Origin of the sequence: Capnocytophaga sp. oral taxon 332 str. F0381 (assembly GCF_000318275.2) — a bacterium.
In the GTDB taxonomy this organism is placed as follows: Bacteria; Bacteroidota; Bacteroidia; order Flavobacteriales; family Flavobacteriaceae; genus Capnocytophaga; species Capnocytophaga bilenii.
On sequence record NZ_KB291301.1, the window covers coordinates 1 to 25,082 of the forward strand.

General features: G+C 39.3%; 20 protein-coding genes and 1 tRNA gene. 5 read left to right on the forward strand and 16 right to left on the reverse strand.

The window, feature by feature from the left end; translation table 11 throughout:
- Positions 1-442 (forward strand): IS1595 family transposase (locus tag HMPREF9075_RS05630; RefSeq protein WP_009415521.1); only part of this gene is annotated, 442 nt, incomplete at its 5' end.
- 73 nt (positions 443-515) lie between these two features.
- On the opposite strand, the gene HMPREF9075_RS05635 is transcribed toward HMPREF9075_RS05630, so the two are convergent.
- The 11 genes from HMPREF9075_RS05635 to HMPREF9075_RS05685 all read right to left on the reverse strand — a co-directional run bounded on the left by HMPREF9075_RS05635 (position 516) and on the right by HMPREF9075_RS05685 (position 15,372).
- Positions 516-3,692 carry an efflux RND transporter permease subunit gene (locus HMPREF9075_RS05635; RefSeq protein ID WP_009415522.1) on the reverse strand — a complete coding sequence of 1,059 codons (3,177 nt, stop codon included), beginning with the start codon at positions 3,690-3,692 and terminating at the stop codon, positions 516-518.
- 151 nt (positions 3,693-3,843) lie between these two features.
- On the reverse strand, positions 3,844-5,298 hold the full coding sequence (locus HMPREF9075_RS05640) for an aminoacyl-histidine dipeptidase (protein ID WP_034556992.1): 1,455 nt from the start codon (positions 5,296-5,298) through the stop codon (positions 3,844-3,846).
- A gap of 31 nt (positions 5,299-5,329) precedes the next feature.
- A complete protein-coding gene (locus HMPREF9075_RS05645) occupies positions 5,330-6,412 on the reverse strand; it encodes an ABC transporter substrate-binding protein (RefSeq protein ID WP_009415524.1) in 1,083 nt (360 codons plus the stop codon).
- A 121-nt stretch (positions 6,413-6,533) separates the two neighbouring features.
- The gene (locus HMPREF9075_RS05650; protein ID WP_009415525.1) at positions 6,534-7,088 is read right to left on the reverse strand and encodes a hypothetical protein; all 555 of its coding nucleotides are present in this window, start codon (positions 7,086-7,088) and stop codon (positions 6,534-6,536) included.
- Between the two features lie 92 nt (positions 7,089-7,180).
- On the reverse strand, positions 7,181-9,253 hold the full coding sequence (locus tag HMPREF9075_RS05655; protein ID WP_009415526.1) for a TonB-dependent siderophore receptor: 2,073 nt from the start codon (positions 9,251-9,253) through the stop codon (positions 7,181-7,183).
- Between the two features lie 177 nt (positions 9,254-9,430).
- Complete coding sequence (locus tag HMPREF9075_RS05660; protein ID WP_009415527.1) at positions 9,431-10,192, reverse strand: SAM-dependent methyltransferase; 762 nt, start codon at positions 10,190-10,192, stop codon at positions 9,431-9,433.
- Positions 10,177-10,935 (reverse strand): ABC transporter ATP-binding protein, encoded by a 759-nt coding sequence (locus tag HMPREF9075_RS05665; protein WP_009415528.1) that lies wholly within the window; start codon positions 10,933-10,935, stop codon positions 10,177-10,179. Before HMPREF9075_RS05665 ends, HMPREF9075_RS05660 begins: the two co-directional genes overlap by 16 nt.
- Positions 10,926-11,930 carry an iron ABC transporter permease gene (locus HMPREF9075_RS05670; RefSeq protein WP_034556996.1) on the reverse strand — a complete coding sequence of 335 codons (1,005 nt, stop codon included), beginning with the start codon at positions 11,928-11,930 and terminating at the stop codon, positions 10,926-10,928. The genes HMPREF9075_RS05665 and HMPREF9075_RS05670 overlap by 10 nt, the downstream gene beginning before the upstream one ends.
- Positions 11,931-11,943: 13 nt before the next feature.
- Positions 11,944-12,534 (reverse strand): molybdopterin-dependent oxidoreductase, encoded by a 591-nt coding sequence (locus tag HMPREF9075_RS05675; protein WP_009415530.1) that lies wholly within the window; start codon positions 12,532-12,534, stop codon positions 11,944-11,946.
- A gap of 24 nt (positions 12,535-12,558) precedes the next feature.
- Positions 12,559-13,041 (reverse strand): tRNA (N6-threonylcarbamoyladenosine(37)-N6)-methyltransferase TrmO, encoded by a 483-nt coding sequence (gene tsaA / locus HMPREF9075_RS05680; protein WP_009415531.1) that lies wholly within the window; start codon positions 13,039-13,041, stop codon positions 12,559-12,561.
- A 90-nt stretch (positions 13,042-13,131) separates the two neighbouring features.
- A complete protein-coding gene (locus tag HMPREF9075_RS05685) occupies positions 13,132-15,372 on the reverse strand; it encodes a patatin-like phospholipase family protein (protein ID WP_009415532.1) in 2,241 nt (746 codons plus the stop codon).
- A 64-nt stretch (positions 15,373-15,436) separates the two neighbouring features.
- On the opposite strand from HMPREF9075_RS05685, the gene HMPREF9075_RS14010 reads away from it, so the two are divergent.
- Positions 15,437-15,598, forward strand: a complete 162-nt coding sequence (locus HMPREF9075_RS14010; RefSeq protein ID WP_009415533.1) for a phospholipase A — start codon at positions 15,437-15,439, stop codon at positions 15,596-15,598.
- A gap of 153 nt (positions 15,599-15,751) precedes the next feature.
- Positions 15,752-16,927, forward strand: coding sequence for an alpha-hydroxy acid oxidase (locus tag HMPREF9075_RS05690; RefSeq protein WP_009415534.1), 1,176 nt, complete (start codon positions 15,752-15,754; stop codon positions 16,925-16,927).
- Between the two features lie 79 nt (positions 16,928-17,006).
- Here HMPREF9075_RS05690 and HMPREF9075_RS05695 read toward each other — a convergent pair whose 3' ends face one another.
- Complete coding sequence (locus tag HMPREF9075_RS05695; RefSeq protein ID WP_009415535.1) at positions 17,007-19,340, reverse strand: beta-N-acetylhexosaminidase; 2,334 nt, start codon at positions 19,338-19,340, stop codon at positions 17,007-17,009.
- Between the two features lie 140 nt (positions 19,341-19,480).
- Between HMPREF9075_RS05695 and HMPREF9075_RS05700 the strand changes: the two genes are divergently transcribed.
- Together HMPREF9075_RS05700 and HMPREF9075_RS05705 are read left to right on the forward strand one after the other, a co-directional pair.
- A complete protein-coding gene (locus HMPREF9075_RS05700; protein WP_009415536.1) occupies positions 19,481-19,933 on the forward strand; it encodes a copper resistance protein NlpE in 453 nt (150 codons plus the stop codon).
- 69 nt (positions 19,934-20,002) lie between these two features.
- Positions 20,003-21,592, forward strand: a complete 1,590-nt coding sequence (locus HMPREF9075_RS05705; RefSeq protein ID WP_009415537.1) for a peptide chain release factor 3 — start codon at positions 20,003-20,005, stop codon at positions 21,590-21,592.
- Between the two features lie 275 nt (positions 21,593-21,867).
- Here HMPREF9075_RS05705 and queA read toward each other — a convergent pair whose 3' ends face one another.
- The 4 genes from queA to HMPREF9075_RS05725 all read right to left on the reverse strand — a co-directional run bounded on the left by queA (position 21,868) and on the right by HMPREF9075_RS05725 (position 24,945).
- On the reverse strand, positions 21,868-22,917 hold the full coding sequence (queA, locus tag HMPREF9075_RS05710) for a tRNA preQ1(34) S-adenosylmethionine ribosyltransferase-isomerase QueA (protein ID WP_009415540.1): 1,050 nt from the start codon (positions 22,915-22,917) through the stop codon (positions 21,868-21,870).
- 27 nt (positions 22,918-22,944) lie between these two features.
- On the reverse strand, positions 22,945-23,532 hold the full coding sequence (locus HMPREF9075_RS05715) for a hypothetical protein (protein ID WP_009415541.1): 588 nt from the start codon (positions 23,530-23,532) through the stop codon (positions 22,945-22,947).
- A 27-nt stretch (positions 23,533-23,559) separates the two neighbouring features.
- Positions 23,560-23,632 (reverse strand) — tRNA-Pro (locus HMPREF9075_RS05720).
- A gap of 86 nt (positions 23,633-23,718) precedes the next feature.
- A complete protein-coding gene (locus HMPREF9075_RS05725) occupies positions 23,719-24,945 on the reverse strand; it encodes an MFS transporter (RefSeq protein ID WP_009415542.1) in 1,227 nt (408 codons plus the stop codon).
- Positions 24,946-25,082 lie beyond the last annotated feature (137 nt).

Sequence of the window (25,082 nt, forward strand, 5' to 3'; positions counted from 1 at the left end):
AAGCTATGACACAAAGAAAAAGAAAGTTCTTTGTGCAATGGAACTTACTGACCGAGGCAAAGTAAAGCACTTTTATGCACTAAAAATACCTGACTATTCCTCAAAATCATTACGAACAATATTTGATAAACACATTAGTAAAACAGCACAAGTTACTACTGACGAATGGAAAGGATATAAACCTATAAAAGACTTTGATATAACTCAAATTCCTAGTAATAATGGGAAGAATTTTCCTACATTACATAAGATAATACATCAAGTAAAATCTTGGATAAGAGGTATATATTCTTGGGATTCAGAGTTTAATATAGACCGCTATTTAGCTGAGTATAGTTTTAGAATCAATCGCTCACAAAATAAAGATACTATCTTTAACAGTTTAATAAAAAGAATTGTAGAACGTTCTCCCGTTTCCCAAAGTCAATTAGTATGTAATTAAATAGACAACTCAATAAAAGAAATTAGCCAATTAGTAATTTTTACATTTACTAATTGGCTAATTTGCTAATTATTTATATTTCGTGTTCGCCTTTTATTTCTTTGTGCTCATAGTCGGCAATCATTAGTTTTTCATAATCTACTTTGGTTTCTTTACCAAAGCGTTTGCCTATATTATCAAAGATGAGATATACCAAAGGCACTACAATAAGCGTAAGGAATAGAGACGAAAGAAGTCCGCCGATGATTACAATTGCCAAACCTTTGTTCACCTCAGCACCAGCTCCATTGGCAATAGCAAGTGGAATCATACCTGCCACCATCGCAATGGTTGTCATCAAGATAGGGCGCAAACGGGCGTGGTTGGCTTGTATTAGTGCGGTTACAGTATCTTCCCCTTCCAGTTTGCGGTGGTTGGCAAAATCTACTAGCATAATAGCGTTTTTGGCTACCAACCCGATAAGCATAATCATACCCAAAAGGGTGAAGGTATTGAGTGACATATTGGCTAAGGCTAAAGCTATCAGTGCCCCAATAAACGATAGTGGGATAGAGAACAACACCACAAACGGACGTGAGAAACTGTCGTACAGCACTACCATCACCATATATACCAAAAGGATAGCTGCAAATAATGATATGAATATAGTACCAAATCCTTCATCTTGCATCTCTTGGTCGCCTGAAAATACAAAGTGTACATTAGTAGGTTTCTGTAGGGTTTCGAGTTTTGTTTTCCATTCAGCCACGATAGTACCTGAAGGGCGACCTACTGATTGCGCTTGTACTGTTACCGAAGGCGACTTGTCATAACGCTCTAACTGTGTAGGACCTGATGCATAATTGATAGTTGCAAATTGCGAGAGTTTTATCTGTTGCCCTGCAGCATTGATAAAGGTCATATTCTCAATATTTGCTATTGACTGGCGGTCGCCGTCTTGAAATAGTATGTTGATGTCGTATTCAGAATCGCCGGTGCGGAATTTACTATCGTCATTACCATTGAAAGCAGTACGCATAGTAGTACCTACAGTAGCGACATTTAGCCCTAATAGGGTCATCTTGTCGCGGTCTAACTCTACGTTTATTTCGGGGTTACCTGCTTCTGAACTAAGTTTTATTTCGGTAGCTCCGTCAATAGTTTTAAGCAATCCTGCCGCCTTTTCAGCATATTGTTGAGCAACTTCTACGTTATCGGAAGTAATTACCAAAGCAATAGGTGATTGCTCAGCCCCCATCAATCCGACAGGTACTGTTTTCACTTTGGCATCTACTAAATACTGTGTGAGTTCGCGTTTTAGTTTGGCAGCTATTATATTAGTAGATTCGCTACGTTCTTTTTTATCTACAAGAGTAAGTTGTATTTCGGATTTGTAAGGAGTTGCTTGTGTACCTCCCATACCACTTGTAGACTGTCCTACCGTAGTAATCATACTCTCTACCAAAGGTTTATTAGTACCCTCTACTTTCAAGCCACGCAAGTAATTTTCAGCTTTTTGGGTGATAAAGTTAGTTTGTTCTAACGAAGCATCTTTGTTGAGCTCAAACTGTACTAAGAATTTACCTCTATCCATAGGAGGCATAAATTCAGCACCTATAAAGCCTGTAGGGATAAGCGAACAAGAGCCTACAAAGAGGAAGAATACCAAAATAATCGTTTTCCACTTGTTGGCAAATACCCATACCAATAAATCGGAGAAGAGCTTTGTAAAGCGTTTGAGATAATCCTCAAAACCTATAGCAATCTTTCCTAATACCGAATTAGGATTGGCGTGTTCCAACTTACCAACACGTGAGTACAACCAAGGCACTACTGTAAATGACATTAGCAACGAAAGCATTGTAGCGATAGCCACCGTCATACAGAACTCGCGCACAATATTCACTACTATAGAGTTACCAATAGAAATAGGTACGAATACCACCACAATTACCAAAGTAATCGCCATAACCGTTAGTACGATTTCTTTTGAACCATCGAAGGCAGCGCGTACTTTATTTTTGCCCATTTCCATATGGCGGTGTATATTTTCAAGCACCACAATAGCGTCATCCACCAAGATACCTACCACCAACGAAAGGGCTACTAAGCTCATCAAGTTCAGTGTAAAGCCGAAGAAATACATACCTATAAAGGCAGCAATAAGTGAGGTAGGGATAGATACCATTACGATAAGGGCGTTGCGCAAGCTGTGCAAGAAGAAGAACATCACCACAGCCACCAATACGATAGCTAAGACAAGGTCGAACATTACTGAATTGGCAGCGTGTAGGGTAAATTCGCTGGTATCTTCTGCCAATAACATTTTTACACCTTCATTTTTATAAGTCTGCTCTACTTGTTCCATTTTCTTGCGTACCAACTCGCTCACCGATACTGCATTGGCATCAGTTTGTTTAAGAACTTGTAATAAGAGTGTATTTTCTTGGTCTATACGTGCTATTTTTTCAGCCTCTTCTTCGGTATCTTGCACATCGGCAACATCCGAAAGTCGTATTTCTATTCCATTTTGCGAAGCTAAGGTAAGATTACGCAACTGCGCTACATCTTGAATTTTACCCAGCAAACGTATAGAGGTGCTATTCTCACGTGTTTTAATTTTACCTGCAGGTATCTCTAAGTTGGAAGCTGCAATGAGCTGTTGTATTTGCCCAATAGAAATACCATAACCTTCCAATTTTTTAGCATCAATACTTACTCGTATTTCACGCTTGCGCCCCCCGATGATATTCACTTGCGCTACCCCAGGCACACGCGATAGTTCAGGTTGTATTTTCTTATCTACCAAATCGTAAAGCTCTTGCGAAGAAAGTTTAGAGGTTACCCCAATAGAAACGATAGGCAAATCAGAGAGAGAGAATTTGCTAAGTGAAGGCTCTTTGGCATCGGTGGGCAAATTGGCACGGATAGCGTTAATCTTACGCTGTGCCTCATTGAGGGTATTATCTACATTGGCATCATTGGTAAGTTGTACCACTACCACCGAAAGGCTTTCATACGAATACGATTGTATCTTCTTGATATTTTCCAAGGCAGATACCGCATCTTCAATCCTCTTAGTAACTGTACTCTCAACTTCAGAAGGTGAGGCACCAGGATAAATAGTAGAGATAGTTACTACATTCACTTCAAACTTAGGGATAAGTTCGTAGTTCAATAGTTTATAAGAATAAAAGCCCCCTAATAGTAACAGCGTTAGCATTACAATCAGGACGCTGGGACGTTTAATAGAAAGTTTAATTAAATCCATTTGTTGTTTTTTCTAAATCGGGGGCAAAGGTACTACAAAAAACTTAATAAACAAAAAAAGTTTCCTATAAATTGATTAAAAAAATATCGCTCATACGTTTTTACGAGTATGAGCGATAGGGGATATTCAGTTATAAAAAGCTGATTACTTATTATTTAACGGGTATATTTTGCAATATAGACAGCAAGAACTTCCAGAATTTTTGTACTGAAGCAATGTTTACTTTTTCGGCAGGTGAGTGCGCTCCTTTGATAGTGGGTCCAAAACTTACCATTTCCATAGTGGGGTAATGAGTGCCCAAAATACCACATTCTAAACCTGCGTGGCACGCTACTACTTGTGGCGTTTCACCAAAAAGGGTTTCGTACTGCTCTTTTACAATTTTCAGTATTTCGGCATCTACTTTCGGCTCCCAGCCTGGGTAACTACCTGTATATTCTACCTCAAAGCCAGCTAATTCAAAGGCAGCTCTAATGGTATCAGCCAAGTCGTATTTAGAAGTTTCGGAAGCCGAGCGTGTAAGGCAATATACATTCACTTCACCGTCTTTCAGTAGTACCCTTGCTACGTTGTTGCTCGTTTCCACAAGGTCGGTTATGGATTGACTCATTTTGTATACCCCATTGAAAGCAGCATAAATAGCTCGCAATATATCTTGCTGTTCCTCTACTTCCATTACCCTTTCAGGCAAGACAGTAGGAGCGAGAAGTACACTTAGCGTAGGTTCGGTTACTGAAAATTCGTGTTGTAAATCCTTTGTAAGCTGTGCTATCTCTTTTTTGAAAGCATCTTCCTCTTTTTTATCTATAGTGATAATGGCAACACTTTCACGAGGGATAGCATTCCTAAGTCCGCCGCCGTCTATTTCAGCAATGTGCAAGTCAAACTTTTCAGCGCAAGTAAATAACAACCTATTCATCAGTTTGTTGGCGTTGGCATAACCTTTGTGAATGTCCATACCGCTATGACCGCCGTGTAGTCCTTTCACTGATAAGGTATAAGCCATCGCATCTGCAGGAGTAGGTACAGTATCATATTCTCTAAAAGCCGATACATCCACCCCACCAGCACAGCCTATATCTATCTCGTCATCTTCTTCAGTATCTAAGTTCAGCAGGTAAGCTCCTGATAGTAAGCCCCCTTTCAATCCCTTAGCCCCTGTCATACCAGTCTCTTCATCAATAGTGAAAAGGGCTTCAATAGCAGGGTGTGCAATATCTTTGCTTTGCAAGATAGCCATAATGCTTGCTACGCCTATACCGTTATCAGCACCAAGAGTTGTACCATCGGCACGTACCCAATCGCCATCTACTAACATTTTGATACCTTCAGTACTGAAGTCGAATACAGTATCATTGTTTTTTTGGTGTACCATATCGAGGTGCGATTGTAGCACCACCGTTTTGCGGTTTTCCATACCTGCTGAAGCAGGTTTTTTGATAATCACGTTACCTGTTTCGTCCTGATAAGTATCAAGCCCTAAGCTTTTACCAAAAGCCACCATAAAAGCAATTACTTGCTCTTCTTTTTTTGAAGGGCGAGGTACAGCATTTAGGCTGGCAAAGTTCGCCCATAATTGTTTTGGTTCTAATTCTGTTATTTTCATTGTATGAATGTTTTTTAAGTTAATTAATTTCTCAATTATCAATAGCTATTTGTGCTGAAATAATTTCTCTTGTTTCTATGTAATCCATATCATAATGGTAAAATTTCTTGAAAAACTCTTGAGTAATAGGCACAATATCAGCCCTAAAGTAATCGGGGTAAGTGAGGCTTGCCAGCCATATACTTCCCATCACACGACCTAAACCAGGTGGGCGGTCTATCCAGCCAAAGGGGCGCCAAGGCACTTGGTATACTTGGTTCTCTTTTACAGCCCGTAGCTGTTGCCATATTTTTTCTTTACGAATAGCCTTATAGCTGTATAAATCGTCAAAATTACCCGACCATACCAATATCATATCAGGATCCCAGCGGTATATCTGCTCAATAGAAACATTGGTTTTGCCTTTACCAGGGAGCAGCTCTACTTCGGCAATGTTTTTACCCCCTGTATAGTTGATAAGATAGCTGTGCAATGAAGTAGGCGGTTCGGTTTGCAATCCATTCATACCTTCGGCATAGTAGACAGTTTTGCGTTTGTTTTCGGGTATGGTAGCTACCACTTTTGGAATGCTATAGCAATACTTTTCAATAAAAGCGTTGAGTTCTTTTGCTTCTTGTTCTTTGTGCAAAAGCGTTCCTAAGAGCGTAAGGGCTTGGGTGTATTGCTCAAAATCGCCACTGAATAGTACTACAGGTATTTTTGTTTTTTGTTGCAAAATATCAGCTTTTTCTATTTCTTTAGCTCGTTCGGCTTCCGTTTGTAGCGATATGGTGAGTAGTATTACCTCTGGGCGCAGTTTGATAATCTCCTCTATGGGGGTGCCAATTACGTAGGGTTTTCCTTCGTAAAAGCTCTTTTTGAGGTATTTTTTTTCGGATTCGTTGTAGTTAAATACCCTATTTACAGGTAATAAGGTATCGAGAGCATAGACTAGATGCACAGAGGAGCGGTCTATAAAAGCCTTGTTAATGCTTTTAGGTACTAGCACTTTTCGCCCTGCCATATCGGTAAGAGATATTTTTTCGGCAGAAACGTTTTCTGTTTGTTTTTTAGGGGTATTATCGCAACTTACTATTAGCAAAAAAGCAATACATAAAAATAAATAATTCTTCATCGGAAACTATATGGGCTGTAACACGCTGCAAATATAATAAAAAAAATGCTTTGATAGATGATTACCAAAGCATTTTTATCAAGAGTAAAAACAAAATCTTATTTTATAAAAAGCAACCTTCTTAATTCTTTTTACCGCCTTTGCCTCCACTATGGTTGCCGCCTTGTTTAGGCGTAGTTACTTTTACACCTATTTCTTTAGTTTGTTTGGTGTAATTGTCGGTTACTACTACTGTAGTAGTACCTACTTCTATAGCTTTTATTACTACACTCATATTTTTTAGAGAAACAGTAGCTACAGCCTCGTTTAGTGATTTTATACTGTAATCACTACTGCCCGAAATGATAGTAATACTTGTAGGTGCAGTATCTTTATTGCCTTTGCCACCTTGGTTGTTACCACCTTTGCCACCGCCTTGATTATTGCCGCTTTTGCCACCACCTTGGTTGTTGCCGCCTTTGCCGCCACCTTGGTTATTGCCGCCTTTGCCCCCTTGTTTTGCTTCGGGGAAAGTTTTTCCTTTTTCAAGGGTAAGCACTACAGCTTTTGTATTTCCTTCATCGGTACTTAGCTTTAAAGGGATATTAGGCAAAGCACTTTCATCTGCTTTTTCGCAAGCTGTAGCCAAAGCTATACTGATAGCTACAAACGATACGTATTTAAAAAATCTTTTCATTGTATATATAATTAGTATTTAAATGATTTTCATTGAAAAAATGCTTTGATAAAATGCTACCAAAGCATTTTTATTAAGAGTAAAACAAAATCTTAGAAATTGTAGGATAAACCACTTATAAAGTTACGACCTGCTTGCGGCCAACCACTAGCCCAATAGTAATTTCTGTCCAAAAGGTTGTTTACACCGAAGTTAAACTCTAATCCTTTGTAAAGAGTTACATTGAGTTTGGTATTTACAAGTGTAAAATCAGGAGCTTCATCACCCTGACTATTTAGGTAACGTTTGCCGTAAGTTTCAGTATTTAGGTGTAGTTTAGTTCTGATTTCAGGTATAGAAATAGTTGCAAAACCTACTAGTTTGTATTTAGGCACATTGGTAAGTTTCAAATTGCTGTTTTGGGTTTGGTCTTTCATTTCTATAAAGCTGTAATTAGCTCCAAAAGAGAAATATTTAATAGGAGCATAGCCTACACCCGCTTCAAAACCTTGATAGAGTGCCTTACCGAGGTTGGTATTATATATTATATTTCTACCACTACTATCTACCCCCACAGTGAGTTCATAAATGGCATTGGTTACATCATTAATAAAACCAGAAACTTCGTATTGTAGTTTATTGTCTAATACTTTACCTGTATAAGTAAGGTCGTAAGCTATTGAGTATTCTGATTTTAAGTCGGGGTTAGGCACTTGTCCACCAAATCTGCTTGAGTAACGTTCTTTTTGTGAAGCAAAACGAGAGCGTTTAGAAGCCGATAAAGTGATGTTTTGGTTTTCAGCAGGCTTGAATACAAGTCCTCCCTTAAAGTCAAAAGCACTGTCATTACCTGTAGGGAAATCGTACAATACATTACGAGCTCCGGTGAGATAGTGAGTACCATATTCCTGTGCCAAAATATTTTTGCGTTGGTTGTATGAAGCACCCACTACAGCATCAAGCCAATCGGTAAGGGTGATAACATCTTCTATCCCTGCATAAAGAGTATTGTCTTTATAAGATTGTTCAGGCTCTCCAGCTCTAAAGGTTTGCCCTATAGCAGGATTCGCTGCTATTTCGGCATTGTGTTCTTTATGGTGGTCGTATTTTTCATTAACAGTAAAGGTAATAGCATTGCGATTAAGTGCTTTAGTGCTAAAAGTAAGGATACCTCCAGCCGAATAGTCATCATAGATACTGATAAAAGAAGTTTTAGGTCTATTTATGGTTGTATAAGTCTCGTCATCATAACGCCTCATTTCGTTATAATACTTGTCGTAATATCCTGTAAAGTTTAAGAAAGTTTCGCGTGCTATTTTGGTTTTGGTTTTAGCATACAAGCTTGTTTTGTTGTAAACAGGGTAAAGTGCCCAGCTACCATTACCTACCCTATCAACCCCTGGTGAAATATCCTTATTAGCTTGTTGGTTTACAAAGCCCAAAGCGTATTCATCGGTTTCGTTAGGAGTGTAGCCAAATTTAGCACTTAATTTTTTGTCAAAAGCACCAGAGTTACGGCGTTTGCCAGCATCTTGGTAAGCTGTAGGTTCAAAGTTTTTAGAAAGCACAAAGTTTTCGCGTTTGTTGAAAGAACCCGATACCATAGCATAGTACTTATTTTGGCGGGTACCTACGTTTAGCCCTGTAAAGTAAGAGTTTACACCAGCACCATCAGCAAAACCAACCCCCGAAGTACCATTGATATCCAATTCTTTTTGTGGGCTACGCGATACGATATTCACCGCACCTCCCATAGCGTTTGCCCCGTATTTTACAGATACCAAGCCTTTTTCTACCGAAACACTTCCTAAATCATAGGTAAGAAAACGACTAAGGTCAAAATTACCATCGTAAGGAGCGTAGATAGGAATCCCATCATAGTATACAGGAGTGCGTTTATTATCAAAACCACGCACAAAGATAGTTCCCTCATTACGACCACCAAACTGGGTGATACTTACCCCTGGGAGTAGGTTAAGAGCATCTACTACGTTGGTTTTGTTATTGTTTTGAAGTGTAGAAGCTTGTAATTTTTGGGTAGGTACGAGTTCTACCTTTCCATTTTGTTTTCCAAAGATAGTAACCTCTTGCAGGTCATAATGCCTCTCAGCTACCGAATCTTTTACTTTTTCTTGAGCTTGTGCAGCTGCCGAAAGTAGTACAATTGCAAATACTAAACGTTTCATTATTAATGGTTAATATTAATTATTAATGGTTAATATTAATTATTAATGGTTAATTATTAAATTGTTATGCGATATATTACATAACGTTATTTAAAAAAAGAGAGCTTGCATAAGCTCCTTTTGCGCTGCAAAGATACAAAAAGGTTGTGAATATGCAAGCATAACGATATAAAATTATTAATTAGATAATTTATTAATTAGCAAATTATCTAAGGGTATAACCTGTTTCTTTGAGAGTATCTCTACGTATTTACCTATGATAAATAGCATAGGGCGCTTCATATCCAAAGAACGCAAAGTAGCTTCAACTTTGCCTAAAGTAGTTTTTACAGAAGTCTCGTCTTTAGCCGAAATGCGCGAGGCAACCACTACAGGCATATCAGGAGTTACCCCTGCAGAAGTGATAATCTCCACAATTTGCCCTATGCACTCTGTATTAGCAAAATAGATATGCAACGTACTGCCGTATTTCAGTGCTCCAGCCAAGTGCTTTAGCTGCTGATGGTTTGTTTCATTGTTGTGATATACAAAGTTTATTGAGGCATCGCTTTCGTCCATTTCAGTAATGGGTACTGCAAAAATGTTAGCTGCGGCACACGAAGCCGTAATACCGGGTATCATTTTGAAGTTGATGCCTTTAGCTTTTAAGAGGCTCGCCTCTTTGCCTCCTCCGTTAAAAATGAGTGCATCACCAGGTTTTAGTCGGCATACTTTTTTGCCTGCGCGGTAGTGCTCTTCCATTGCAGCCAACATAGCTGTAGGGTCAGTTTTCTTGTCAATAGCAATGATTTCACCCTTAAACTGAAAGGTTTTCAGCAGCGTATCATCGGGCATACAATCAAAGAGGATAACATCAGCTTCCTCAAGGGCATTTTTAGCGGCTAAGGTAAGCAGCTCGGGGTTGCCAGGACCCATACCAATTATTACAATGGGAAACATATCTTTCTGTTTTTTTGATTTATAATTTTAATATCTATCTCGTAGAGGTCTTTTAGCAAAGCTTCAGTCATTACCTCATCGGGAGTGCCAATTGCAGCTATAGTACTATCTTTCACTACAGCCACTTTTGAATTGCAAATAAAAACGTGGTCGGGATTGTGAGTAGAAAGAATAATACCTATATCTTTACTTTGCAAAGCTTTCACCTGTTGTAGCACCTTTAGCTGGTTGCCAAAATCGAGTGCCGAAGTAGGCTCGTCCATTACTATATATTCAGGTTGTTGGGTAAGAGCGCGTGCTATGATAGTGAGTTGCTGTTCACCCCCGCTCATCTGCGAGAAAGCCTTGTCTTTTAGGTGTAGTATACCTATTTGTTGCATCGTATTGGTTGCTATGGCTTTATCTTTTTCTGTAGGAAAACCAAAGTAGGGTAGGTGAGGGGTACGCCCAAAGAGCACTACTTCAAAAGCCGTAAAAGCAAAGTCTATCTTGCGCGCTTGGGGTATATAAGCTATTTTTTGGGCAAGTTGTTTAGGTGCGAGCGGGTTCAAGGGTATACCATCTATCAGTACCTCGCCCGAAAGCTTGGGCAACAACCCCAAAAGTGTTTTAAAAAGCGTAGTTTTACCAGCTCCATTTCTGCCCAATACGCACAGTATTTCACCTTTTTGCAAGGTAAAATTCACATTGGTAAGAAGAGGTTTTTGGTAACCTACCGATAAGTTATGTACCGTTATTCCCATACGCTTTGTTTGCTTTTTACTGATTTAAGCACAAAGAAAAAAATAGGAGCCCCGATGATAGAGGCTATAATACCCAGAGGAATTTCAAGTGCCGATAGTGTGCGCGACAACAAATCAATAATGATGAGGAAACAACTCCCCAGCATAAAAGCTGCAGGCAGCAAATACCGATTGTCAGAACCTATGATAAAACGCGCAATATGAGGTACTACCAAGCCTATCCACCCTATCAATCCTGTAATAGAAACCACTGTGGCAGTGAGCAAAGTAGCCGACAATACCACCACTAAGCGCAACCGCTGCACCTGTACTCCCATAGTGTGAGCCTCGTCTTCCCCAAACGAAAGCACATTCAGTCGCCAAGACGAAAAGTAGAGCGGTAGCACGGCAAGTAGCACAATAGGGGCTATGGTAAGTACCTGATTGGTGGTTATATTGGTGAGGCTACCCATTAGCCAAAAGGTGATGTCGGGCAACTTATATTCGGCATCGGCTATGTATTTGGTAAGCGATATGAACGCCCCAAACATAGAGCCCGTAATGATTCCCGAAAGCAATAATACCAATGCCTGACTGTGCATCCCGCTGATGCGCTTACTCAAAGCCAATGCAATAAGTACAGCCCCTAAGCCAAAACCAAAAGCCGAGAGTTGTACTCCTAGCATACCCCACGAAAGCAATATCGCCAAAGACGCCCCAAAGCCCGCTCCCGAACTTACCCCCAGTATATCAGGACTAATGAGCGGATTCTTAAACATTCCTTGATAAGCTACCCCCGACACCGATAACGCTCCTCCCACCAAAAGAGCCGCAGCTACACGAGGCAAACGCACTTCAGCAAGCAGCAAGGCAGTATGTTCATCTACAACCTTTTGCCCAAAAGCAAAAGCAAGAATATCGCTTATAGGCAGGGGGTATCTGCCTACGCTTAATGACAACAAGCATAGTAACGTTACCCCTATCAGTAGCCCCATCAATAATAAACGGCGTTTCATTTGCTATTGGTCATTATTTCACACGGTACACTTCAATACTTTTCACCCAGCTTACGTGTCTTGGACCTGTTTTTTCATCATTATTACTAATCAGTTCCATTTCGCCGGTTTCCTCAAGAGGCTTCCCATTTTTTTCATAAATGAGATACACCCCTTTACCTGTGTTGTTTAGGAAGAGTTCTATCCACGAAAAAGTAGCCATATACCCATCGGTAGCACGAACTACTATATAAAAATTACGATCTTTATGCCCTTCCTTTTTTATAACAGCTTTTTCCAAAATATCGGTGAGGAGTACCCCTTTGGCTTCTTGTGATTCTTGAGTGGTTACCCCCGTTTGGCATACCACATCAAATGACTGCAAGCTTTTCACATCCAATCGTTGTAACGAATTGACGGTAATGGTAAACGGATTTTCAACCTCGCCCATTACTTGCACGTTGGGGCTTGGGTAACCTTCAGTGAGTGCATCAGCTTCAGAGGTAGTAGATGCTGTAGCACTTTGGGTAGTAGGTGTGTTATTTTCTTGTGAGTTCGTTTGTTTGCATCCTGCAAAGCCTAATGATAATAAGACAACGAATGTAAAAATTCTTAAGTGTTTCATATGTTTATAATGTTTAATGAATTGTTATTTGTTAAATCTTTCATCAGATTTTAGTCTTTCAGCGGTTAGTACCTTGCCTTCTAGCCAGCCGTTGCGAACGTTCTGGCGGTCATCAAAATAAGAATAGTAAGGCTTAATATCTAATAGCGGACTTCCGTTGAGCATATCCACTCCTTGAAAGTGGATAACATTACCCTCAATACGCTCCAACGTTACAATCGACATACCTATACGGTTGGGGCGTTTAGGCGAGCGGGTAGCAAATACCCCGTGAGGCACATCGTCCATAAAAGGCACTACCTCTAGCTGGTAGCCCTCTATTTTGTGTAATAAGAATAAGAGAATAATATGCGAAAAGCCGTCCAAATCTTTAAGACCCGCAGCAAATTCATCGTATAATACAGCTTTTCCTCGCGAAGATGCAATCACCGAAGGTTGTATAGGCATATGAGCCACAGCCTCAAAAGGTGTTTCTAAATAACCAATAGGTTTAATATCAAAATTCATAACACTACATTTTGGGCTGCAAAGATAATTGTTTTGACAATAATATCATAACGTTTGTCGTTATTTTAATCATAATTATTTGTCATTTATCTAAAACCAATACCCTATATTCAGTAGCCAAACCGCTTCTTTTACCTCAGGCGAGTAAGTACATTTCAGTTCTACAGGTCCTATAAAGCTTTCAATGCTATAGCCTATGCCATAACCTGAATAATCGGGGTACTGATGCCATTGTAAGCTCTTAAAGAGGTTGTTATCAGCTTTAGCTATATTTGCCAATAACAAAAGATGTTGTTTTTTAAAAGCTTGTACATCAATAACCAACTCCGATTTTAAGTAATTTTTAGCCCCAAAACTCAAGAAGTCATAACCGTAAAAATGTGAATAGTTAGTAAAAATATTTCTATTATACCCTCCTAAAAAGAAATTCAACGAGTAAGTATCGGGGTTACCCACTGTAATACCAGCTTCGGTACTTACACGCCCACTCACCTTATTTGTAATAGGAAAAGCCACTGAAAGTTCTGTTTTGCCCGACACAAAATCATTAAAATCTTTATAGCCTGAAGCAAAACTATATAAATTGAACTGCGAATTAAAATATATACCTTTGGTAGGAAAAAAACTATTGTTGAACGAATCGTACTTTAAATACGAATACAAGCTCCCAAAGTGAGCTTTTTCAGTATAAGAACGCAACGAACTTACATTGTATACCTGTTCTGTATCAAACCTAATATTTCTATGCTCAGCCCCTATACCAAAAACGAAACCATTGCCTAAGAGTGTTTGCAGATACAGTTGGTTTACCCAGTCATACGCTTCCACATCCATACGGTTGAGTTCAGAGTCCTCAATACGATAGTTTGCCAAGCGATTGCTGTTCAGTTTTCGGCTAAAACGCAATAGTTTAGAGCGCACTCCGTAACCAAAATAGAATCCTTTATCAACAAAATAATCAAACTGATAACGAGGTACATCGCCAATAATTACATCTAATGACAAGAAGTCGCTATCTTGCAAGAGGTAGTTGCTGGTATAGTTCAGCAAAAAGCCTGTACGTAGCAAGTTGTCATAATGTATTCCGAACTTTAAATAGGTGCGTTGTGGGTTCTCTTTAAGGAAAAAATCTATATGTTCGCCCTCATCAGTATGTCTTATAAGGTGATTGATTGAGTGAAAGTTGTTGGTAGCCATTAGGTTATTGAGCCCATCGTTTAGCTGGTCAAATGTAATCATTTTGTTTAGGTTTCTCAGGCGTAGCTTACCGCGCAAGTAGCTGCGAGTGAAGTGTTCATTGCCGTGAAAGTGTATGTCTTTCAGGAAAAAACGGTCGGTTTTTATGACGGGGTCTTCCACTCTGTCGTGTCGTTGTTCGGCAGCAATCTCTCGCAATCGCGGTAAAAAGAGCGAAGCTGCAATTTCTCCATTTTTAATGATTGTTTCCCCTTTGTCAAACGAGATAACGTTAAACCCCTCAATATTAGGTTTGATATAAATATCAGTGAGTTTAATTTTTTCGCTCATATCTTTCATCATTGGGAACGTAGTTACTTGGGAGAGAATGCTCACTACCGAATTTATATCTTTTCGTTTGGTGAGAGGGTCTTGCACATCTACACCAATGATAATATCCATACCTTTGTCTTTAACTTCTTTTACAGGATAATTATCGGCAATACCACCATCGGTAAGCAGTTTGCCGTCTATTTCTACCAAATCAAATAATGAAGGAAAAGCACCACTTGCCCGTATAGCTTGTGGCAGAATGCCATTTTCCAACACTACAGCCTTTCCTGTTTCTATATCGGAAGCTACGCACAAAAAGGGGATTGGCAATTGTGAAAAATCATAAATTTCATTTACAGGATAGAGCAGTTTTATAAACTCGTTATATACGTTTTGTCCTTTAGAAACGGCGCGAGGTAGTCCTACCTTAAAATGGTCGAAGGGCAAGGCAACCACATAGCGGTCGTACAGATAACGCTCGTGCAGAGAAAGGTTATCCCGTGAAACCTTGTCTTGTAAAAGCTTATCAAAATCTAAATGGCGAAAAATAGAATCCAGCTCTTTTGCTTTATATCCAGCAGCATACATAGCCCCCACCATAGCCCCCATACTTGTACCACCTATGTAGTCTATTCGCACACCAGCTTCTTCCAGCACTTTTAGCACGCCTATATGTGCCAATCCTTTAGCTCCACCACCACTAAGTACCAGCCCTACCTTTACATCTTTTTTAGTAACCTCTTCAGTTTTAGTAGCCACTTCACCTTGTGCATATCCGCCATAACAATACAAAATAAACAATATAACAACGAGTTTTCTCATTTATCTTAAAAAAAGTATTAATCATAAAATTACGGCAAAGGTACGAAATAATGTTTAAAGATTAATGTTTAAAATTATTCTTTATCTCACCCGTGCCGCAATAGCGCACCTAACGACTAAAAATACTATCTTTGTACAAGCTACTCACGGCTATGCCGACTCATTCATCGATTATAATTACAAGCAAACTACTATAGGCGTAGGCTTCACTTTCTTAAACTTGTAAACAAAAAAATAACAAACCGAAACAAAAAAAGCCTTTAAAAGTTGCTATATAAAAATAAATTATTAAATTTGCAACCGATTTTATTAAAACTCCTATTTTCAACTAAACTAATAAGTTGGTAAAGGAAATAATAATTACTAAAAACTACAACGAATGAGAGATTTATCAAAAATGACTAACATTGAAGACTTGCGTGTAGTATGCAAGCGCAATGTACCTAAAATGTTCTACGAATATGTAGATACAGGTTCTTGGACACAAGCCACTTATCGCGACAACGTATCCGATTTCAACCCTATCAAATTCAAACAAAAGATATTGGTAGATATGGATAACCGTACGCTTGAAAGTACTTTATTGGGGCAAAAAGTAAAATTCCCTGCAATGACAGCTCCAGTAGGCTTTATGGGAATGATGTGGGCTGATGGCGAAATACATATGGCAAAAGCTGCCCAAAAATTTGGTATTCCTTTTACGCTTTCTACAATGTCTATCTGCTCTATTGAAGACCTTGCTGAAGCAGGAGTAGAACCTTTCTGGTTCCAGCTATACGTAATGCGCGACCGTAAGTTTATGAAAAACCTTATAGAACGCGCCAAAGCTGCTAAATGTTCTGCCCTAATGGTAACTGTAGACTTGCAAGTGCTTGGTAACCGCCACCGCGATATCAAAAACGGACTCTCTACACCTCCTAAATTTACCATCCCTAACATTATCAACCTATCAACAAAATTACCTTGGGGAATGCGTTACATTTTCGGAAACCGCAGATGGACATTCCGCAATATCGCAGGACACGCCGAAAACGTATCCGACCTATCTTCTCTTTCTTCTTGGACAAAAGAACAATTCGACCCAAGTCTTAGCTGGAAAGATATAGCTGAAATTAAAGAACTATGGGGCGGACCTATCATCTTAAAAGGTATTATGACCCCAGAAGATGCTATTGAGGCTGTAAAATATGGTGCTGATGCTATCATCGTATCAAACCACGGAGGTCGCCAAATGGACGATACTATCTCTTCTATCAAAGCGCTTCCAGACATCGTAAGCGCAGTAGGTAACCAAACCGAAGTATGGATTGACTCTGGTTTCTATACAGGGCAAAATATGCTAAAAGCGTGGGCTATGGGCGCACGTGGTATTATGCTTGGTCGTGCCCCTGTATACGGATTAGGAGCTTATGGCGAAGAAGGGGTTACTCGTGCTCTGCAAATCCTTTATGATGAAATGGATACAACTATGGCTTTCTCAGGACACCGAAACCTACAAGATGTAGATAGTAGTATCTTAGTAGAAGGTACTTACCCTCTACCTACTAAAAAATAGTAAATAAAGTACTAAAGTAATAATAAAAAAGGCTGTTTGAACAATCAAGCAGCCTTTTTTTATTAAGTATAAAGCATTATTAATTTGCTTCTATTTCGTCTATAAACAAGAAACCTGGTTTGCCAGCAGCACCTTTATGGAATGCAGGTATCTTATTCACCTCATTGATTTTTACTTTTAGGTAAGTAACCTTCTTTTCAGGAAAAGAAAGCGCATATTTCTTTATCTCTTTGAAGTGTTCTTTAGGCAGAGCGTAATCTTCTTTAGCAAGTAGCTCATAGTTTTTGCCATCAGTAGAGCCTAACACCTCAAAATGAGTAGGCGGATAAATCCAATCACCCGTTTCTATAAAGGCAGTAAAGCTTACTTCTTTTATAGGTGTATTCTCTTTTAGAGTAATCACCACTTCACAAGGTGCTTCAGTAAAGCCCAACCATTGTCCCGAACGAGAATTGCTACCCCCTTTACAGCCATCTACCAAAGTTACAGCCCCCTCAAAAGTATAAGTAGGCGAAGGCTTACTGATAAATTCTATAGGGCGTACAGTAGCTTTATTGAAAAAGAATTGTTGGCTAAAACCACTCTCGCGTTCTTTACCAAAAACTTTAGCTTTTAGCTGCATAGATTGTGTGATTTGTAAAGGCTCTTTATACACATTTGATTTTTCAGTAGGTTCACTGCCATCGGTAGTGTAGTAAATAGGCACATCTTGCAAGCAAGAGAAAGTAACCTTTATAAAGTCAGTTTGAGGCAACACTTCAGTATGCAAATCAAAAATATGTTTAGCGTAGTTATAGCCTTCCAACTGATAGATAGGCAATAAGCGCAATAAGCGTTGTGCAAAAGCGGTGTAGTTTTTAGGCAAAGCAGGGTTTTCCCATTGCACTTCCGCCAAAGCTCCATAGCGTGGTAAAACCATATATTGAGCGTGCTTAAAAGTTGCTATATATTCTGTCCAAAGATTGCCTTGTACGCCTAAAATATGTTTTTGTTCTTCAGGAGTAAGGCTATCGGGGTAAGGATTAAAAGAGTAAACACGCTCTACAGGCAAATAACCACCAATGGCAAGGGGTTCATTCTCTGTGTCGTCAGTTTGGTAATAATCAAAATAGCAGTGCGACATAGGGCTCATAATAGCATCGTGTCCTGCTTTAGCAGCCTGAATACCACCGCTGATACCTCGCCACGACATCACAGTAGCATTAGGTGTGAGTCCGCCTTCCAAAATCTCGTCCCAACCTATAATTTTACGTCCTTTGGCTGCCAATACTTGTTCAGCAAAACCAATAACGTAGCTTTGCAAGTACTCTTCAGCCGAATGTTTAGCATCAGTCTTTATTCCCAATTCTTTTATTTTAGCTTGGCACTTAGGGCATTGTTGCCAGCTCACTTTAGGACACTCATCGCCCCCTATATGAATATATTCTGATGGAAACACTTCGGTAACCTCTTCCAATATATTCTTGATAAACTCATAAGTTTCGGGATTCCCCGCACACAATACATCTTCAGCCACGCCCCATTTTTCTCGTACTTTATAGCCACTGCCTTTGCAGCCCAATTGTGGATAGGTAGCCAGTGCAGCTACCATATGACCGGGAAGGTCTATTTCGGGAATAACTGTAATATTGCGGTCAGCAGCATATTTTACAATCTCTTTAAGTTCTTCTTGGGTATAAAAACCACCATAAGGCTTGCCGTCATACACTTCGTCTTGTTTGCCTACCAGCGTTTGGCTGCGTGTAGCCCCTACCACTGTAAGCTCAGGGTATTTTTTAGATTCAAAACGCCAACCTTGGTCATCAGTAAGATGCCAGTGAAAGCGATTCATATTGTGCAACGCCAGCATATCAATAAAAATACGTACCGAATCGGTAGTGAAAAAATGGCGAGCACTATCTAAGTGTGCCCCGCGATACCCAAAAAAAGGCATATCATTTATTTCTCCTGCAGGAAAGCTAACCCCCGTAGTTTTTTCCACAGGAATAGCCTTTCTGAGGAATTGTACTCCGTAGAAAGTACCTTTTTCAGTAGCCCCATTGATGACGATACCCACATTGCTTATCTTTACGTTATAAGCTTCAGGATTAGTGTGTTGGTAATTTTTTAGTAGCTGGATAGCATTAGCTGCCTCTCCTTGCTCAGTAGCTGTTTTCAGCTCAATCCCCGTTTGTTTAAAAATATAGTCACGCAAAAAACCTGCATAGCGTTCCAAATCGGCATCGCCTGCAGGGTACAGAATTTGAGTGTTAGCACTCAGTAAAAAAGGTTTTTCGTTAGCCGTAGTAGTAATAGTTTGGGGCAGAGGAACCACCTCATAATTAGCTGTAGTAGAAGGCTCTACAGTAGTGGTAGTTTTGCACGCACACAAAGCCAACAGCATTGCAAAAGCAGAAATTAAATGAATCTTCATCGTTTAAATATGTTATAATTAGCGAGGCAAATATATAACTTTTTTTTAACATACCGAAGAAGAAAATGTTAAATGTTATTGCTGTTTATTATTAGTTTTATATCTTTGCAGCGTTTTTAACAATAAATGTTTTTATAACAATGAAAAAACTATTTTTATCATTAAGCGTAATTGCCTTATTAGCAACCGCTTGTAACCAAACCAACAGTGCCGAAAGCACTACCGAAACCGATACTACCCAACAATCAATGGCAGATCAACGTGAAGCAATGACCGAAAATCTTTCATATGCAGGTACTTATGAAGGTGTGTTACCTTGCGCTGATTGTGCAGGTATCAAAACTACCCTTACTGTTGAAAAAGAAAGCTATACCCTTAAAGAAGAATATGAGGGTAAAGGAGGAGTATTCGATTCTAAAGGCTCTGTAAGCTACGATGCCGAAAAACAATTACTAACCCTTACAGACGCTGCTAATGCTAACGATAAAAGATGCTATCGCGTAACCGAAGGTGCTTTGAAAATGCTAAGTGCTGATGGTAGCGAAATCACCGATACCGAGCTTGCAGCTAAATACGTACTAAACAAAAAGTAATATTGATTACCTTATGAGCACATTAGCAAGCACTGTTTGCTAATGTGCTATTTTTTTTATATTAACTCTATGAATTTAGAACAAGAAATACAAAAACGCCGCACTTTTGGCATCATTTCTCACCCCGATGCTGGTAAAACTACCCTTACCGAAAAACTTCTTCTATTCGGAGGGGCTATACAAGAGGCTGGTGCCGTAAAATCCAACAAAATAAAAAAAGGAGCTACTTCCGACTTTATGGAAATAGAACGACAACGCGGTATCTCGGTAGCTACTTCAGTACTTGCTTTTAATTACAAACAACACAAAATTAATATCCTCGATACCCCCGGTCACAAAGATTTTGCCGAAGATACCTTCCGTACCCTCACAGCCGTTGATAGTGTAATTGTTGTAATAGACGTTGCCAAAGGGGTAGAGGAACAAACCGAAAAACTCGTTGAGGTATGCCGTATGCGCAATATCCCAATGATTGTATTTATCAATAAGTTAGACCGCGAAGGAAAAGACGCCTTCGATTTGCTTGACGAAGTAGAACAAAAATTAGGACTAAAAGTCTCTCCTCTGAGCTTCCCTATAGGTATAGGTTACGATTTCAAAGGAATTTATAATATATGGGAGAAAAATATCAACCTCTTTTCAGGCGATAGCCGCAAAAATATAGAAGAAACCATCTCCTTTGATGATATCAGTAGCCCCGAATTAGAGAAAATAATTTCTCAACAATCAGCTGCCAATTTGCGCAATGATTTAGAACTCGTATATGAAGTATATCCCAAATTTGATAGAGAAGCTTATTTGCGAGGCGAGCAGCAACCCGTATTCTTTGGCTCTGCACTCAATAATTTCGGTGTAAGAGAATTGTTAGACTGTTTTGTTGAAATAGCACCCTCACCTCGCCCTAAAATGAGTGAAGAACGACTCGTATTCCCCAATGAACCTACTTTCTCTGGATTCGTTTTCAAAATCCACGCCAATATGGATCCCAATCACCGCGACCGTTTGGCTTTTGTGAAAATAGTTTCAGGAACTTTTGAGCGTAATAAACCCTATTTACATACACGATTGGGCAAAAAACTTAAATTTTCAAGTCCCAATGCCTTTTTTGCCGAAAAAAAAGAAGTAGTAGATATATCCTATGCAGGCGATATTGTAGGTTTGCACGACACGGGCAACTTCAAAATAGGCGATACCCTCACCGAAGGAGAAGTACTTCATTTCAAAGGAATACCAAGCTTCTCGCCAGAACACTTCCGCTATATCAATAACGCCGACCCCCTCAAATCCAAACAACTCGAAAAAGGTATCGACCAGCTAATGGATGAAGGGGTAGCACAGCTCTTCAAGTTAGATTTCAATGGAAGAAAAGTTATTGGTACAGTAGGTGCGCTTCAGTATGAAGTAATTCAATACCGATTAGAACACGAATACGGAGCAAAATGCAGCTACGAGAACTTCCCTATCTACAAAGCCTGCTGGGTAGAAGCCCCAGCCAACCCAAAAGACCCCGAGTATTTAGACTTTTTGCGCGTAAAACAAAAATTCTTAGCTCGCGACAAGCAAAACCAATTAGTCTTCCTTGCCGATTCTGCCTTCTCTATCGAAATGGTAAAACAAAAATACCCAACCCTAAAACTCCATTTCACTTCAGAGTTTTAAGCAATAATATTAATAACAAAAAAGCTGTCTTAAAAAGTCCAACCTTCTTAAGACAGCTTAATTTTTTATTATTGTTTAGGTAAGAACTATAAAAGTGCCTTTGCGCCATACACTTTGGCAAACTTTCAGAGTTTGCCAAAGTTAATTACTCTGATAATCAATCGCTTTTATTCACATTGTAGGGGCGATTGGCAAATCGCCTTCACAAAACAAAACTTTTTTGGACAGTCTCTTAATTTTTTATTATTGTTTAGGTAAATTTACCCCCTTTTTTCTTAAAGAATAAGCATCGCATCACCATACGAGTAGAATTTGTACTTCTCTTCCACAGCCTCTTTGTATGCCTTCATAATCAAATCATAACCCGCAAACGCAGCAACCATCATCAAAAGAGTAGATTTAGGCGTATGAAAGTTAGTAATCATCGCATTAGCAACACTGAAATCATAAGGAGGAAAAATAAACTTATTTGTCCAGCCATCAAACGGATTTACAAGCCCCGCCGATGATACCGAGCTTTCCAATGAGCGCATTACAGTAGTACCCACGGCACAAATCCTTTTCTTTTTCTCCTTAGCATTATTAATAATTTTACTTGCTTCCTCAGGAATGTGTATTTCCTCACTATCCATTTTGTGCTTAGATAAGTCCTCCACTTCCACAGGATTAAAAGTACCCAAGCCCACGTGCAAAGTTACTTCAGCAAATGTAATCCCTTTTATTTCAAGGCGTTTCATCAAATGCTTAGAAAAGTGCAATCCCGCAGTAGGCGCAGCCACAGCCCCCTCGTGTTTAGCGTAAATAGTTTGGTAACGCTCTTCATCTTCAGGCTCTACAGGGCGCGATATATATTTAGGTAGCGGTGTTTGTCCTAGCTCCACCAAGCGTTGGCGAAACTCCTCATAAGTACCATCATACAAAAAGCGCAATGTACGCCCTCGCGAAGTCGTATTATCAATCACCTCAGCCACCAAATCACTATTTTCTCCAAAGTAAAGCTTATTGCCAATACGTATTTTACGAGCAGGGTCTACAAGCACATCCCACAAACGCTGGTCAGCACTCAGCTCACGAAGCAAAAATACCTCTATACGCGCCTTAGTCTTCTCTTTATTGCCATATAGGCGCGCAGGGAAAACCTTTGTATTGTTAATTACAAACACATCACCGTCATCAAAATAGTTGATAACATCCTTAAATAATTTATGCTCTATTTCACCCGTTTTGCGATGTACCACCATTAGCCGAGCCTCATCGCGATTTTCGCTAGGATACTCTGCCAATAGCTCCTTGGGTAAGTCAAAATTGAAGTTTGAAAGTTTCATATGTTTTTCAATTCAATAAGTATCTATTTATAAACGATATGCCAGCCCAATAGCTATATGTCCATATTTATAACTATCACTCGGCACACCCTCTTTTCTTTTAGCATTAGGAAGATAAAAATTAATATCTACACTCCCTATAAAGCCCTTCCATTCACCGTAGCCACTCAAGAACAAACGCGCATTCACACCTTTAGCATCACCAAAATTCAAATTAGGACCTATCCCCACCTGTGTACCGTATTCCTTGTGCATACCCCCTATGATATACAAAAACGATACCTGATGAATGTGGTTATAACGACTGTAATCATCGTTCTGTTGCGTTTGTAAAAAAGTGTAATCTACCCTCGCACTAAATAAGGATAACTTTCTTACTCTTAAAAAATCCTCCTCCACTATTTTATATCTATCTGCTTGAAGAAAAACATTAATACGGGGGCGAAATGAAAAAGAAACATTAGAAGAGCCATTAGTGTCGGGCTTCTCACGATCATTGTTATACAAAAAAGGAAGCTCAGCACCCACCACAAAATTATTCTTAAGCGTTTGTGTTTGTCCCCAAGAAAAAAAAGTAAATAAAGATAATAAGAAAAGAAGATAAATCTTATTCATAGTTTTTGTGAATTATATATAAAAAAGTCGGGATGACTGGACTCGAACCAGCGACCACACGCACCCCATACGTGTACGCTACCAACTGCGCCACATCCCGATTTATTTTCTTGTAGCCGCAAAAGTATAACCTTTTTCTAAATCTACAAAATAAATTGACAAAAATATTTTTAACAGTAGCTTATCTTACTGATTGCTAATCTTTTCTACTTTCTTCATATCAGGCAAAAAATAAGCAATTAACCCCATTAGCGGTAAAAAAGAACAAACCTTATATACAAAATCAATACTTGTAATATCTATAAGTCGCCCCAAAACTGCCGAAGCCAAACCTCCCATACCAAAAGCAAATCCGTAAAAAAATCCCGAAATCATCCCAATCTTCTTAGGCAATAACTCCTGCGAATATACCAAGATAGACGCAAATGCCGAAGCTATAATAAACCCAATCAGCACGATGAGTACACCCGTAGTAGCTGCATCTGCATAAGGCAACCAAAGCGCAAAAGGAGCAGTCCCCAAAATAGAAAACCAAATGATAAACTTCCGTCCTACTTTATCGCCAAAGAACCCTCCAATGAGCGTTCCCAATGCCACAGCACCCAAAAAATAGAACAAATAGAGCTGCGCTTCAGCATTCGTAAAACCAAATTTACCAATAGTATAAAACTGAAAATAATTATTGATAGCCGAAGTGTAGAAATTCTTACTAAACACCAATAACATAAGTATAATCATAGAGTTGCGTATTTGTGCTTTGGTAAGATTAGGCATCGCTATCGGCTTTTGTACTTTTTTCTTTTGCAACTTCAGCATAATACTTCGCCATTTGCCAATCATTGCCAGCACCCCCATTGCAAATACTCCTATCAGCGCAAACCATATAATATACTCCTGATGTGCCTCCTCCACCAATTGCCCATCTACAACCTTCCTGCTAAAAACAAACAAAATGACCAACAAAGGAGCCAATGCACTCCCTAAATTGCCGCCCAGCTGAAAAATAGCCTGAGCAAACGACCGCTTCCCACCCGAAGCCAAAAACGCCACCCGTGAAGCCTCAGGGTGAAATACAGACGACCCAATTCCTATCAGCACCACCGAAACCAATATAAACGGATAACTATTCGCTATAGATAACAAAATTACCCCCAATGTAGAAAAACCCATACCCACCAATTGTGAATAGGGTTGAGGGTGCTTATCAGTATAATTTCCCACCAAAGGCTGCAATATTGAAGCCGACATCTGGTAGCAGAACGTAATAATACCAATTTGCGCCATAGTCAGCACATATTTAGCCTGAAGCGCAGGGTAAATAGACGCAATAATCCCTTGTATCACATCATTAAGACCGTGAGATAAAGCTATGAGTAGCAAAATACGATATTGAGTGTTGTTATCTTGTTCCATTTTTAACCTATTATTTTCAAGGCACAAAAGTACAAAATAATGTTTAATTGTCAATGATTATCTTTAGTCAATACCCAATTCAAAATTCAAAATTGTTCCTCCTTCGCTGGCGCAAGCTTGTAGCTTGTGCCCAATTC

Bases quoted from the DNA above. Each gene is read 5' to 3' on its own strand.
- HMPREF9075_RS14010 (WP_009415533.1), top strand. From the start codon at position 15,437: ATGTTTAAAATTATTCTTTATCTCACCCGTGCCGCAATAGCGCACCTA.
- HMPREF9075_RS05700 (WP_009415536.1), top strand. From the start codon at position 19,481: ATGAAAAAACTATTTTTATCATTAAGCGTAATTGCCTTATTAGCAACC.
- HMPREF9075_RS05685 (WP_009415532.1), bottom strand. From the start codon at position 15,372: ATGAGAAAACTCGTTGTTATATTGTTTATTTTGTATTGTTATGGCGGA.
- HMPREF9075_RS05650 (WP_009415525.1), bottom strand. From the start codon at position 7,088: ATGAAAAGATTTTTTAAATACGTATCGTTTGTAGCTATCAGTATAGCT.
- tsaA (WP_009415531.1), bottom strand. From the start codon at position 13,041: ATGAATTTTGATATTAAACCTATTGGTTATTTAGAAACACCTTTTGAG.
- queA (WP_009415540.1), bottom strand. From the start codon at position 22,917: ATGAAACTTTCAAACTTCAATTTTGACTTACCCAAGGAGCTATTGGCA.
- HMPREF9075_RS05690 (WP_009415534.1), top strand. From the start codon at position 15,752: ATGAGAGATTTATCAAAAATGACTAACATTGAAGACTTGCGTGTAGTA.
- HMPREF9075_RS05715 (WP_009415541.1), bottom strand. From the start codon at position 23,532: ATGAATAAGATTTATCTTCTTTTCTTATTATCTTTATTTACTTTTTTT.
- HMPREF9075_RS05670 (WP_034556996.1), bottom strand. From the start codon at position 11,930: ATGAAACGCCGTTTATTATTGATGGGGCTACTGATAGGGGTAACGTTA.
- HMPREF9075_RS05645 (WP_009415524.1), bottom strand. From the start codon at position 6,412: ATGAAGAATTATTTATTTTTATGTATTGCTTTTTTGCTAATAGTAAGT.
- HMPREF9075_RS05725 (WP_009415542.1), bottom strand. From the start codon at position 24,945: ATGGAACAAGATAACAACACTCAATATCGTATTTTGCTACTCATAGCT.
- HMPREF9075_RS05655 (WP_009415526.1), bottom strand. From the start codon at position 9,253: ATGAAACGTTTAGTATTTGCAATTGTACTACTTTCGGCAGCTGCACAA.
- HMPREF9075_RS05695 (WP_009415535.1), bottom strand. From the start codon at position 19,340: ATGAAGATTCATTTAATTTCTGCTTTTGCAATGCTGTTGGCTTTGTGT.
- HMPREF9075_RS05705 (WP_009415537.1), top strand. From the start codon at position 20,003: ATGAATTTAGAACAAGAAATACAAAAACGCCGCACTTTTGGCATCATT.
- HMPREF9075_RS05675 (WP_009415530.1), bottom strand. From the start codon at position 12,534: ATGAAACACTTAAGAATTTTTACATTCGTTGTCTTATTATCATTAGGC.
- HMPREF9075_RS05660 (WP_009415527.1), bottom strand. From the start codon at position 10,192: ATGTTTCCCATTGTAATAATTGGTATGGGTCCTGGCAACCCCGAGCTG.
- HMPREF9075_RS05640 (WP_034556992.1), bottom strand. From the start codon at position 5,298: ATGAAAATAACAGAATTAGAACCAAAACAATTATGGGCGAACTTTGCC.
- HMPREF9075_RS05635 (WP_009415522.1), bottom strand. From the start codon at position 3,692: ATGGATTTAATTAAACTTTCTATTAAACGTCCCAGCGTCCTGATTGTA.
- HMPREF9075_RS05665 (WP_009415528.1), bottom strand. From the start codon at position 10,935: ATGGGAATAACGGTACATAACTTATCGGTAGGTTACCAAAAACCTCTT.